The 12529-nt window shown below is 37.1% G+C and carries 12 protein-coding genes; 3 read left to right on the top strand and 9 right to left on the bottom strand.

Annotated elements, in window-relative coordinates; genetic code table 11:
* Position 1: 1 nt before the first annotated feature.
* The 9 genes from rlmH to C7J90_RS03105 form a co-directional block, all read right to left on the bottom strand.
* Positions 2-481 carry a 23S rRNA (pseudouridine(1915)-N(3))-methyltransferase RlmH gene (rlmH, locus tag C7J90_RS03145; protein WP_103208682.1) on the bottom strand — a complete coding sequence of 160 codons (480 nt, stop codon included), beginning with the start codon at positions 479-481 and terminating at the stop codon, positions 2-4.
* Between the two features lie 400 nt (positions 482-881).
* Entirely contained in the window at positions 882-1664 is a 783-nt protein-coding gene (locus tag C7J90_RS03140) for an MBL fold metallo-hydrolase (protein ID WP_103208680.1), read from the bottom strand.
* A 25-nt stretch (positions 1665-1689) separates the two neighbouring features.
* Entirely contained in the window at positions 1690-2466 is a 777-nt protein-coding gene (locus tag C7J90_RS03135; RefSeq protein ID WP_103208679.1) for a two-component system regulatory protein YycI, read from the bottom strand.
* Complete coding sequence (locus tag C7J90_RS03130; protein ID WP_103208677.1) at positions 2463-3794, bottom strand: YycH family regulatory protein; 1332 nt, start codon at positions 3792-3794, stop codon at positions 2463-2465. The genes C7J90_RS03135 and C7J90_RS03130 overlap by 4 nt, the downstream gene beginning before the upstream one ends.
* Positions 3784-5610 carry a cell wall metabolism sensor histidine kinase WalK gene (walK, locus tag C7J90_RS03125; RefSeq protein ID WP_103208675.1) on the bottom strand — a complete coding sequence of 609 codons (1827 nt, stop codon included), beginning with the start codon at positions 5608-5610 and terminating at the stop codon, positions 3784-3786. Before walK ends, C7J90_RS03130 begins: the two co-directional genes overlap by 11 nt.
* 12 nt (positions 5611-5622) lie before the next feature.
* Positions 5623-6324 carry a response regulator YycF gene (gene yycF / locus C7J90_RS03120; RefSeq protein WP_103208673.1) on the bottom strand — a complete coding sequence of 234 codons (702 nt, stop codon included), beginning with the start codon at positions 6322-6324 and terminating at the stop codon, positions 5623-5625.
* Between the two features lie 365 nt (positions 6325-6689).
* Positions 6690-7130: an NUDIX domain-containing protein gene (locus C7J90_RS03115; protein WP_103208672.1), complete on the bottom strand. Its 441-nt coding sequence runs from the start codon at positions 7128-7130 to the stop codon at positions 6690-6692.
* 75 nt (positions 7131-7205) lie between these two features.
* Positions 7206-7742 (bottom strand): transcription repressor NadR, encoded by a 537-nt coding sequence (locus C7J90_RS03110; RefSeq protein ID WP_103208670.1) that lies wholly within the window; start codon positions 7740-7742, stop codon positions 7206-7208.
* Positions 7739-8833, bottom strand: a complete 1095-nt coding sequence (locus tag C7J90_RS03105; protein WP_103208668.1) for a cysteine desulfurase family protein — start codon at positions 8831-8833, stop codon at positions 7739-7741. Before C7J90_RS03105 ends, C7J90_RS03110 begins: the two co-directional genes overlap by 4 nt.
* A 103-nt stretch (positions 8834-8936) precedes the next feature.
* Between C7J90_RS03105 and C7J90_RS03100 the strand changes: the two genes are divergently transcribed.
* From C7J90_RS03100 to nadA, 3 genes are read left to right on the top strand one after another with little or no spacing between them, the layout of a single operon-like run.
* Positions 8937-10505, top strand: coding sequence for an L-aspartate oxidase (locus C7J90_RS03100; RefSeq protein ID WP_103208666.1), 1569 nt, complete (start codon positions 8937-8939; stop codon positions 10503-10505).
* The gene (gene nadC / locus C7J90_RS03095) at positions 10450-11283 is read left to right on the top strand and encodes a carboxylating nicotinate-nucleotide diphosphorylase (protein ID WP_103208664.1); all 834 of its coding nucleotides are present in this window, start codon (positions 10450-10452) and stop codon (positions 11281-11283) included. The genes C7J90_RS03100 and nadC overlap by 56 nt, the downstream gene beginning before the upstream one ends.
* Positions 11284-12384, top strand: a complete 1101-nt coding sequence (nadA, locus tag C7J90_RS03090; RefSeq protein ID WP_103208663.1) for a quinolinate synthase NadA — start codon at positions 11284-11286, stop codon at positions 12382-12384.
* Positions 12385-12529: the final 145 nt, after the last annotated feature.

The following is a 12529-nucleotide window of genomic DNA, read 5'->3' as shown; positions in this document are numbered from 1 at the left end:
CTCACTTATGGTATGCTTCTCCTCTATTGATCTTAAATGCGCGATAGATTTGCTCTAACAATACAACGCGCATCATTTGATGTGGAAAAGTCATTTTACTGAATGATAATGCAAAGTTGCTACGTTGTAATACGGTGTCGTGTAACCCATTCGAGCCACCGATGACAAAAGTAAAGTCACTGGCACCTTGAATCATACGTTGGTCGAGTTCTTTGGCTAATTCTTCTGATCCTAACATTTTGCCTTTGATTTCTAATGTGATGACTGTGGATTGTGGTTTAATCTTAGCTAAGATTCGTTCGCCTTCTTTGGCTTTGACTTGTTCTATTTCTTTTCCACTCATATTTTCAGGTGCTTTTTCATCTGGAACTTCCACAATATCTATTTTAGTGTAAGCACTAAGTCTTTTCTCATATTCTGCAATGGCTTGTTTCCAGTATTTTTCTTTTAATTTTCCTACTGCGACGATTGTAATCTTCATTTTGACCTCCGTTGTGCATATAAATCAAAGTTATCCACAATTTATTCAGTTATCAACAGTTTTATCTGCTTTATACTGGATATGTATAAACTTTGATAATGATTTTATAGTAGTTATCCCAAAATAATGTGTATAAGTATGTGAATATGTGGATAACTCTGTGAGTAATGTGGTTATTAACATGTGGATTGTGTGTAACTTCTCTTTTTTGTGCACATTGATGGGGATAAGTTATCTTCCAAATTGTAGTTTTATGCATTCTATTTTAACATATTGCTTAAAATCAGTGCGTCAGAATTGTCAGTTATGTATATACTATTGTAATAGAATATCAAGTTTCGTCATTTTCATAAAAAAAGACGAAAAGTAGTTACCTTAGACTACTTCTCGTCTTTCTTTTCTATAACGTATAAATAGGTGTTGCTATTGCTTTATCCGTATCACATAATTTCACTTCATTAAAGATATCGATATCATGTTCTTGTAAGATTTGACCGACACTCATTCGCGCCAAGTCTTTCATATTGTTATCCTGTGATAGATGTGAAAGATAAATTCGCTTCGTATGGCCCGTAATCACATCAGCCATTGCATGTGCAGCGTCTTCATTCGAGACATGTCCCATATCACTTAAAATACGCTGCTTAGTTTTCCATGGATAGCGACACATGCGCAACATATCGACATCGTGATTACTTTCGAAGATGAATGCGTCACTTCCGCGGATCATCCCTTTCATCCGATCCGATACATACCCTGTATCTGTAATCATGGTTAATTTTTTATAATCATTGTGAAAAATGTAGAACTGTGGATCTATCGCGTCGTGTGAAACGTTGAATGATTCGATATCAAATCCTGCGATTGATTTTGTTTCATACGGATTAAATATAAATTTTTGCTCCATTGGTATTTTAGAGTCTTTTTTATCAATACGTGTCCATGTTTTTTCATTGGCATAGATTGGCAGCTTATATTTTCTCGCTAACACACCAAGACCTTTAATGTGATCGGAATGCTCATGTGTTACGAGTATGCCACTTAAATCTGATATTTTTCGGTCGATTTGATCGAAAAGTGCTTCCATTTTTTTGCCTGTTAAGCCGACATCGACTAACAAGCTCCCTTTATCACTTTCGACATAGGTCGCGTTGCCTGTACTGCCACTTGCGAGTACACTCATTCGTATCAAGTGACCACCCTTTCTATTATTCTGTAATTTGTGGATTAGATGATACGGCTTCTACATAGTAAGTGTGTATCTCTTTTCCATCATTGACTTTGATTTCCCAGTTAGCTTGAAGCACTTGTACGTTCGTTTCTTTAACGACTGTATAGTATCCTAATCGCATACTCAATACTTCTTGCCCACTCGCAAGGTATTGATTATAGTACAATGCTTCAATTGCGTCACGTGCTGAAATGACATCTCTGGGTTGATTATTTGACCCTTTAGACGGCCGGATGTCTTCCATAGCTGACTGGGTATAGCTTTTGACGTTATCACCATCTACTTTGAAACTCAAATCAGCTCGATTATTATTCATAATTGGAAAACCTTTATACGTTTGCTCATAATGAATTTCATTATTGTCTGTTTCATGATATTGATATGAAGATCCCTTATATACGTTATCATCGACATATGGTTTAAGGTGCGTGATAGGATCTTGTTTCACGTTGACCGCTTCATCCATTTCTTTTGAGATGGTATGACCGTCATCGCTTGATTCTGCATCATCATCTGTTTCCGCTTCTTTGCCAAAATCTTTGGACCGTGCTGTAATAAGTTGCATCTTGACACCTTGAGTGTTGGGGATATTTTTAGGCAATTTAATATTCTCTTGTTCAAAGTTAACTGCATTATCATTTTCAGCATCATTGACTTGTGATTTATTGACCTTATTAATATACACTGACACTAAACATATATTAGCGAGGAGAAACACAATAATAAAAAGTGTTTTTGCACGTTTCCAGTTCACGTTTCAATCAACTCCCCGTCTTGATATTCATACCACTGATTATGATACTGAATAAACCAAACTGGTATAAATTGACTGCTATTTTGAACATCTTGGGCACTTTCTGGTCCTTTTTTTGTTTTCATTTTATAACCTACTATCATGTGCTCCACTTGTGTAAAGTCAATCTCGTTGTTATTGGCTAATGCAGCTCTCACTTCTTCAGCACCTTCTAAATCTTTTTCACCGTTATCGATAGTGACGTTTGTTTTTAGCAACCCTCGGCTATATTCAAAAAGGCCTCGTTCACCCCAGATTGTACGGATTTGATTGAGCTGATTTGAATAAAAAATCGGACGCCCATCTTGAAACATTTGATAGGTGATTTCACCTTTTTTGTGATTCGCTTGAAACAATCGAAAATCATCTGTGAATCCACCGTGCTTATTAATAAAATCTATCGTTCTTGGAATACTAATTGTCATATTACGTGTACTTAAATCGTCTTCTGACAAGTTCGTATAATCATAGGTTTGCTTTTCAATATCATAGCTGACTACACCTGTATTGTTGTTATAAGTCATGTTGCCACTATTAGCTGTTCTTACAATAGGTGTATCATCAAATAGTATTGCGTTTAGATCTTCCACATTAATACTATTAAAAATGGTACGATATGACTTGATGTCTTTAGGTTCTTTTGGTGCATATAGATATGTCGCTTTATTAATGGCTGTTCGATCTGTGATGATGTCTGTGTATGGTTGTAAATCTTGATTAAGTGACTTTAATCGTTGCATCATGTCATTTGCATTGATAGAGGTCGTCAATTTAATCGCACGTTGTCGGTCAGACTGCAGCGCATAAATGATGACTTCTTGGCGATCATTTAAGTCTAGCACTAATCTATCAAACATGAATCGATCTGGTACTTTTACCGATATATCAAAAACATCATTTAAATATACTGACAGCGGGATGTCTGTAGGGTAGTCTAAAATAAGTAAATTATCACTTAAATCTCTTAGTAAAATCACTTGCTCGTTTTGAATGTCTTCTACTTTTGTAATATGTTCTTCGCTTAAAAGGCTTAAAAACTGATTCACCCGACTTGTCGCGGGTGAGCCTTTAATCGTTGAATTCTCGACGTGTACCATTTGAAGGGGGGTAATGATTTCATCAAAATCATGATTAAACCTAGGTCCTATCGCTTTAGTTGAATTGCTTTGATCTGTACTATCTGCATCTGTCAAATCCGGTGAAAAATTCCATATCATCACGGTTAAAATGACACTGGATAAGACGAGTAAAGCTAGTAAGATGGACTTGATGATTTCTTTAGTCTGCATCCCAATCCCCCTCATCAATCACTTCACACGGTAACGTAATAAATACCGATGTCCCTTGTCCTTCAACACTATTCGCCCAAATTCGGCCTTTATGCGCTTCAACAATCTCTTTCGAAATCGCTAATCCTAAACCAGTCCCTCCCATTTTACGCGTACGCGCTTTATCTACTCGGAAGAAACGATCAAAGATTTTGTCTACTTTATTAATAGGGATACCGATGCCATTATCTTTAATCCGGATGGTCATTCGCTTATGGACTGTATTTTGTTTCACGTGGAACTCGACGCGCTTTTGTCCCCGTGAATATTTAATCGCATTCGTAATGACATTATCAAACACTTGTGTCATTTTATCAGGATCAATCTCTGCAAAAATAGCTTCTCTTGGAATATCTCTGACGAAAATCGTATCTTTAGTTGCCATCTCATGACGATTGATGATTTTGTGAATAAACATATTAAAGTCAACAATCTCTTTAGTAATCTGTTCAGATTCATTGTCCATTTTCGATAAATGTAATAAATCATTAACCAGACGAATCATGCGTTCTGTTTCTTCGCGTGTAACTGATAAGAACTGTGGTGCAATTGACTCATCACGCCAAGCCCCTTCTTCAAGTGCTTCAATGTAGCTATTCATTGACGTCAGAGGTGTGCGTAATTCGTGAGATACGTTTGCGACAAATTCGCGACGCTCTCGTTCAATTTGTTGTTGTTCGGTAACATCATGTAATACAGCAATATACCCTGTCACAAATCCTGTATTTTGAATAATGGTACTAAAGTTAGCACGAACAATAATACCTTCTTCTTCATTGATATCCAATAAGACACTGTCATTATTTTCATTCAGTTCTTCTAATGTAAATTCTTCATGTACATCGAGAACGTCAAAAAGATGTTGGCCTTGCACGTCTTCTTTTGCTTTGCCGAGCATTTTGAGTGCCATATCATTAATAATACGAATACGGCCTCGACGATCTGTCGCAATAACGCCATCGCTCATATGTGTAATAACAGAATCAAGACGTCTCTTTTCACTTTCTGTATTCGCCTGGGCTTCTTGAACACGCTTGGATAAATTATTAAAAGCGAGTGCAAGTTCACCGATTTCGTCATTACCGTATATTTTGACGCGTTGGGTATAGTTCCCTTTAGACATCTCAACAGTCTGGTTCCGCATATCTGTAATTGGTTTTGTAATAGTGCGGGCAATGAAAAAGCCTAATATGACCGTGATAATCAATGAAATAGCAGTACCGACGATAAAGATTTGATTAATATCACTTAATTGGTCATATACTTGATTGATATCTGATTCGATATATATATTGCCAATTAAGCCATCTTTCGTAATAACAGGCATATTTTTAATCCATACACGTTGTTTACCTTTACCATAATCTTTAAGTACCGTATCTGAGTTCTCTTGCTTTAGCGAGAGTGCTTTTTGGATTGAACTTTCATTTGCCTTTTGATTGATAATATGACGATTCGATTGTTTAGATGTTGCCAAAATCACTTGGTCTGCATCGATAAATCGGATTTCAATCATCTCATTACGATTCGCATATTCATTCAATAAATTTTGAACATCTCTTGTCGCAGTTGCCGTATCACTTGTATAAATTTTTTCGATACTGAGCTCGATTTGTTTTGCATTTTGAGAAATATTCGTTTTAAATGTGTTGGTCATTTCTTTTTCAAGACTGTTTGTAAAATATAGTCCGATAATTTGCATCCCAATGATAATCAGCAAAACATATACAATGACAAGTTTCGTATGTAATGATTGAAACTGTTTTAACCATTTCATAGATACAACCCTCTAATCATGTTGCTGGAGAAAATATCCAACGCCACGTCGAGTAACAATATAGTCCGGATGAGATGGATCATCTTCAATTTTCTCACGCAATCGACGGATGGTTACGTCAACTGTTCGGACGTCACCGAAATAATCATATCCCCATACTGTTTGTAATAAATGTTCACGCGTCATTACTTGTCCCATATGACGAGATAAATAATGGAAAAGCTCAAACTCACGGTGTGTCAGATCAATATCTTCACCGCGCTTTTTGATTGAATAGGCATCTGGATAAATCACAATATCTTTAATTTTAATTTCATTCGATTGTGTTGTTTCTTCTGGAGTTGGTTGTGCATAATGTCGACGTAAGTTAGCCTTAACACGAGCGATTAGCTCACGTGTACTAAAAGGCTTTGTCACATAATCATCTGCACCCAGTTCAAGACCGAGCACTTTGTCAATCTCTGAATCTTTAGCAGTAAGCATAATAATTGGCATATCATACTTCTTACGGACTTCACGACAGACTTCCATACCATCTTGACCTGGTAGCATAATATCTAATAATACGATATCCGGTTCTTTTTCATAAATTAAATCTACCGCATCATTACCATCATAAGCTACAAATACATCATAGCCTTCTTTTTTTAAATTGAATTCTAATATATCTGCAATCGGTTTCTCATCATCAACTACGACAATTTTTCTTGCCATTCGACATGACCCCATTTCTAAAATAATACAATACGTTACGTTGCCAAATTGGCACATTCCTATACCTTATAATGTATCATTAAAAACAAATGAATTCTATCATTTCACTGTTGCACGATAGAAACATGCGTCAATCTATCAAAGCGATTTAGTATCACATCCAAGCTGACAATGACCCAGATATAACGCCAAATTGTAATCCTTACTTTTAATTTGAGTATGTGGCTTTTCTAAATCAATGATAGCCTGTTTACATTATTTTACGGTCTAAAATTTTATCACACGCTATCGTTTGATAAAGCTTCCTCATTTCTTAGAAGAAAATACCGCTAAGTCCGGACTATCGTTCATTTCCCAGGAAATCTTTATCGTATAAAAGCTTCCTTTTTTAAGGCGAGCGCATCTTCTAACCATTTTGGATGCATATTGAGTAATGGTGTAGGTAATTCATCAACATCAAAATATTGAAATGCTAAAGATTCATCTGGATTACTTTTGAGTGTCCCTCCAGTAACCGTTGCTAAAAAATAAATAGTCACAAACTGTTCGATTTTACCGTCTGGGTATTTGAAAGTTTGGGACTCTGGTTCAGAATATACACCAATTAAATGGTCGATTTGTATATCAATATTCGCCTCTTCTTTAGCTTCACGAATCATTGCTTCTGAAACTGTTTCGCCCATCTCGACATGACCTGATAAGACACCCCACTTTTCCACATCCTTACGATGTTGAAGGAGCACTTGGTTGTCATCATTTAAAATCATCGCCGCCACCGCTACACGTAGTTCATCCGTTTGTTCCATTCATGATACACCTCTACTATTTCAACTTTAAAACATATTAATAGGTTAACTTCCCATTTTAATAGTATTTACATTTCATTTATTTTTCTCTTCGATGTCCACTAAGAAACCTTTATCTTCCAAATCTTTGATCGCATTATCAAGCATTTTTTCAGAGTCTGCTGATATGGTATGCAGGTGAATCATATCTGTCAGTTTCGCAAGCATTGTCCCTTGATATTTGTTCATGTTATCTACAAAAGTACGAACGTGCGTCATTGTCTCAATCATAAGCTCTGCTTGTAATGTTCCATACACCGGATGCTCGACTGAAACGTTATCAATCATCGCACCGTTTTCAATAATAGTCGTCAATTCCTCTTCTATTTCCCATTTTTCATGCTGACACATAATTATGCGTTTGTAGGGTTTCCCTTGTGGTTCAGGGTTCATGTAGTACCCCTTACTAGATGAAAATATTGAATAATTTTGTGTTTTAAGATATGAGATATCTTTGACTATTACTTGTCTTGAAACACCAAATAAACTGCTCAATTCGTAGCCTTTGATAGGCTGATCTGATTCTTCAAGACATCGAATCATTTTCATTCTTCTCTCGTCTGCTGAGTTCATTGAGAACCTCCTTCATATAGGATATTTGCCATGACATCAAAACACGTATCAATCTCTTCAAGAGTCGTAAATGATGCAAATGACACCCTAATATACTGATAAACTTCTCCATCAGAAGCTTTTATCTTTTGTGTAACACCATTACTCATCAGTATACCATGACCACAGGCTGTCCCTGTAGAGATACAAATGTTTCGATTTGATAACATTTGCATCATATATTGTCCTTCATATTTAGGCGTAATCAGTCCGAGAATGTGCGGTGCTTGAGCGTTATATTTTAAGATGCGAAACTCTAACTCTGTTGCTCTTTGAACAGCATGTTGATATAAGCGCTGCAAATGATTATAGTCACTCGGTTCTGAAAGGGCTTGAACTGTAGCCAAAATACTAGGAACATCCATTGTGCCATTTCTAACACCTTGTTCATGAAAATAATGCGCATTATATGGATGGATATAGGCGTAATCTATCATCAGTACACCGCTTCCCTTAGTTCCATGAATTTTATGTCCTGAAAAACTATATGAAGTAAAACTATCAATGGAAATCGACGGAACTTTATGCACAGCTTGTACCCCATCTACATGAAATGGAATATTCCATTGTTTGGCGATTTGGGCAATCTGCTGAATCGGTAAGATGTATCCTGTTTCAGAGTTAACATGCTGAGTGATGATGAGTACAGTTTGCTCTGTTACAAGCGTTTGAAATGTCGGTATATCAATTTCTCCCATTTCAGTTAGGGGTATCGTTTGAATCTCTAGTCTATCTCGATATGCTTCAAGTGCTGCTGTAATAGAAGGATGTTCATAAGGTGACACCCATACTTGTCCTGAAGTTTGATGTTTTAAATAGAGATGTATCGCGATTTCATTGACATGAGAACCACTCGTTCCAAATAAAACTTCTTTTGTAGATTGAAAATATTGTTGTACAAATGTACGTGCTTGCGTTAGTGCATTTTTAACTTTTTCCCCACCTATATGTAAACTCTCACTATTATAAAACAACTGGTGTTGAGCTTGTTGATATATTTCTAAGGCACGTTTTGTCGGTTGTGTTGTCGCTGCATTATCCAAATAAATCATGTGCGTTATCCCCTCTTGCATTTATGTTTTATCTATGTCAGAATCATTGTGTACTTTAATGTTAACATAATTGTAAATACTAATGTAAATAGAGGTGTAAACAATGCACGTTATCGTCATTGGCAGTGGCATAGCTGCTTTAGCATTGATGCGGCAGTTAAACCATGATATTCAAATCACATGTATTACCCAAAATAAACTTAACGACAATAATAGCTATGATGCACAAGGTGGCATATGTTTTTCGAAATATGAAGAGGATCAAGGACAAAGTCACATTGATGATACCTATCATGCAGGCGTTCATTCTGGAGATCTTGCAGTCATTCGATCGTTTATATCAGAGAGTGATGCAATTATTCAACAGTTAATTGACGAAGGTCTCCCTTTTGATTGCAACACTCAAGGCGATTTGCTATATGGGATGGAAGGTGCCCATAGTCATGCCCGAATCTTACACGCTGGCGGTGATCAAACCGGCCGTATAATTGCCAAACATCTCGCATCACATTTATACACTGATAACTTAACACTTATTGAAAATATGGAAGTAGTTGACCTCATCCGAAATGAACATCAAGAAGTCTGCGGCGTTGTCGCACTCAATCATCATGGCGAAAAGCGTCTCATTGAAGGCGATGCTGTCGTTTGTGCAACAGGTGGCATCAGTAATTTGTTTACACCGAGTTCAAATCAAAGAACATCGATATCAACAGGTGCTATCCTTGCCTTTCATCATCGTGTGCCACTTCAAAATATGGAAATGATACAGTTTCATCCGACATTGCTTGGCACACCGCAACGTGCATATGGATTGGTGTCTGAAGCAGTTCGTGGAGCAGGAGCTATGTTAGTTAACGAGCATGACATACCTTTTATGGACTCTGTACATCCTTTAAAGAGTCTTGCGCCAAGAGACATCACAAGTCGTGCTATCTTTCATCAACAAAAGCAAGGTCATCAATGTTATTTAGACATCAGTCAAGTTCACCACTTCACCGAACGTTTTCCTACCATTGCAAAGTCCATCAAAGCCTATGATCCGTCCATCTTTATAACACAACGTATCCCTGTCACGCTCGGGGCTCACTACACAATTGGCGGTATCAAAGCTTCTATGAATGGACGCACACAATTGTCACGATTTTTTGCTATTGGTGAAGCGGCATGCACTCATTTTCATGGGGCTAATCGTTTAGCGAGTAATTCTTTGCTTGAAGGTTTGGTGATGGGCGTTCAATGCGCTAAATATATACAAAGTCACTTGAACCCTATTCAAACAAAAGTGCACTATGAACCGTTAGTAATTCCGAAAGTAGATGCCCAAACCGTCCAAATATTGCAAAATCAGAGTAGTTCAATTTTAGGCGTTGAAAGAAACGGCAAAGATATAGCGATTTTTATCTCTCAAATAGATTCGGCCCTGAAATGTGCATCTATGACGACTACCCTCACACTAGACAATTGGCAACATTACTGCACGCTCAAACTATTACAAATAGTAGCGCATGCCGCTCTAAAGCATCAAGCGTCACGTGGTGTACATTATCGAATCGACTATCCAAATCAAGATGATACGTACCAGATAACAGAAATATATAATGGAGGCAATAAAGATGTTCAATCGATTACTCGTCAGAGAGAAACTTCGACAGTTTTACATAGAAGATAACCAACAAGGCGACCTTGCATCACGTATTTTTGATCAGCAACACACTGGCACTTTAACCTTATTATCCAAAGATACAGGTGTTTTTTGCGGTACTGCCGTTATCGAAGAAGGATTTCGCTTGTTAGAGCCTAACGCTACAATTGATATGAAAATAGACGATGGTAGTACTATTATGCCAGGTACAGTTATCGCCACTATTAATGCACCAGTCCATGTATTGTTAACGATGGAACGCATTGTACTGAATCTAATCCAACGTATGTCTGGAATTGCATCTGCAACACACGACTTAGCAACTAAGATTGCTCATACTACAACGCGTCTTGTGGACACACGTAAAACCACACCAGGGCTTGCAATATTTGAAAAGTACGCCGTCACTGTTGGAGGAGGCTACAATCACCGCCGTTCACTCAATGATGGGTTGATGCTGAAAGATAATCATATTGCGTATAGCGCATCAGTAGAAAACGCAATCGAAAAAGCCAAATCTTTTCTAGGTCCTATGGATAAAATCGAAATCGAGATTGAAAATGAATCTATGCTCCAAGCTGCTATTCGATCAAATGTAGACATCATTATGTTCGACAATCAAACCCCAGAATGGATTCAATCACATATCCATCTCGTTCCTGATACGATTCAAACTGAAGCATCTGGCAATATTAATACTACTAATATAGAAGCTTATGCATCGACAGGCGTAGACTTTATTTCAGTGGGCGCTTTATTTTACGGTCAAAAAGCACTCGATATTTCAGCAAAGGTTGTGATGTAAATGTTTAACCCTATCCAAACTACCATTCAATCAATACCCGATCGCTATCTCAAAATGTCTCAAACAGACTTGGAACAACATATTCAACGTATCAAAGATGAACTAGGGAACCGTCTTTTCATGCCAACGCACCATTATCAAAAAGATGAAGTTGTTCAATTTGCAGATATTACAGGCGATTCTTTAGAACTTGCGCGTATTTGTAAAGAAAATCAAGACGCCGAATATTTTGTCTTTAATGGGGTTCACTTCATGGCTGAAACAGCAGATATTTTAACAGATCATCATCAGACCATTTATTTGCCTGATTTAACAGCTGGTTGTTCAATGGCTGACATGGCCAATATTACCCAAGTTTTGCACTGTCATGACGTATTGACTCATACGTATCACTTTGATATTTTGCCATTAACATATGTAAACTCAACAGCAGCGATAAAAAAATATGTTGGTCAACATGATGGAACATGTTTAACAAGTGGCAATGCCAAAGCTGTCGTCACTTGGGCACTTGAACAACAGAAAACGATTTTATTCTTACCCGATCAACATTTAGGGCGCAATACCGCATATGAGCTTGGCGTTCCTTTAGAACAGATGGCAATATGGGATCCTATCCAAAAAAGGTTGGAATATGATGGAAATTTCGAAGCATTACGTATAATTTTGTGGAAAGGCCATTGTTCCGTACATGAAAAGTTTCATAAATCACATATTGAAATCGCACGCGAAAAAGATCCTGACATTAATGTTATCGTTCATCCAGAATGTACTTTTGATGTCGTGCAAGCATCTGATTATGCCGGTTCTACGCGTTATATTATCGAAACCATCAAAAATGCTCCCAAAGGCTCACGATGGCGCATAGGAACAGAAATGAACTTAGTCAATCGCTTAAAAGCAACCTATACACATATTGAAATCGAATCGCTTAATCCATTAATGTGCTCATGTTTAACAATGAATCGGATAGACCTCCCCCATCTTGCTTGGTGTCTCGATAAAATTGTAAACAATCAACATGACAATATCATTAAAATCGATGATGAAACAGCATTTTATGCAAAACGAAGCCTAGAAAAAATGTTAGCTATTATATAAGGTTGTTGAGATTGCGCTTTGAGTTTGCGCATTACCTTTTCTGGAGACTGGGACATCAATTCCAAAATAAATAGCGCTAAGATGATTTTTAATTAAAATGCGTCTTAGCGCTTCGTTTTATGATAAAACTTTGTATGATATCACT

Origin of the sequence: Staphylococcus felis (genome assembly GCF_003012915.1) — a bacterium.
GTDB lineage: Bacteria > Bacillota > Bacilli > Staphylococcales > Staphylococcaceae > Staphylococcus > Staphylococcus felis.
This window is presented reverse-complemented; position numbering and strand designations above follow the sequence as displayed.

Excerpts from the sequence above, each read along its gene's own strand:
- rlmH (WP_103208682.1), bottom strand. The coding sequence starts at position 481 with ATGAAGATTACAATCGTCGCAGTAGGAAAATTAAAAGAAAAATACTGG.
- C7J90_RS03140 (WP_103208680.1), bottom strand. The coding sequence starts at position 1,664 with ATGAGTGTACTCGCAAGTGGCAGTACAGGCAACGCGACCTATGTCGAA.
- C7J90_RS03130 (WP_103208677.1), bottom strand. The coding sequence starts at position 3,794 with ATGCAGACTAAAGAAATCATCAAGTCCATCTTACTAGCTTTACTCGTC.
- walK (WP_103208675.1), bottom strand. The coding sequence starts at position 5,610 with ATGAAATGGTTAAAACAGTTTCAATCATTACATACGAAACTTGTCATT.
- yycF (WP_103208673.1), bottom strand. The coding sequence starts at position 6,324 with ATGGCAAGAAAAATTGTCGTAGTTGATGATGAGAAACCGATTGCAGAT.
- C7J90_RS03115 (WP_103208672.1), bottom strand. The coding sequence starts at position 7,130 with ATGGAACAAACGGATGAACTACGTGTAGCGGTGGCGGCGATGATTTTA.
- C7J90_RS03110 (WP_103208670.1), bottom strand. The coding sequence starts at position 7,742 with ATGAACTCAGCAGACGAGAGAAGAATGAAAATGATTCGATGTCTTGAA.
- C7J90_RS03105 (WP_103208668.1), bottom strand. The coding sequence starts at position 8,833 with ATGATTTATTTGGATAATGCAGCGACAACACAACCGACAAAACGTGCC.
- C7J90_RS03100 (WP_103208666.1), top strand. The coding sequence starts at position 8,937 with ATGCACGTTATCGTCATTGGCAGTGGCATAGCTGCTTTAGCATTGATG.
- nadC (WP_103208664.1), top strand. The coding sequence starts at position 10,450 with ATGTTCAATCGATTACTCGTCAGAGAGAAACTTCGACAGTTTTACATA.
- nadA (WP_103208663.1), top strand. The coding sequence starts at position 11,284 with ATGTTTAACCCTATCCAAACTACCATTCAATCAATACCCGATCGCTAT.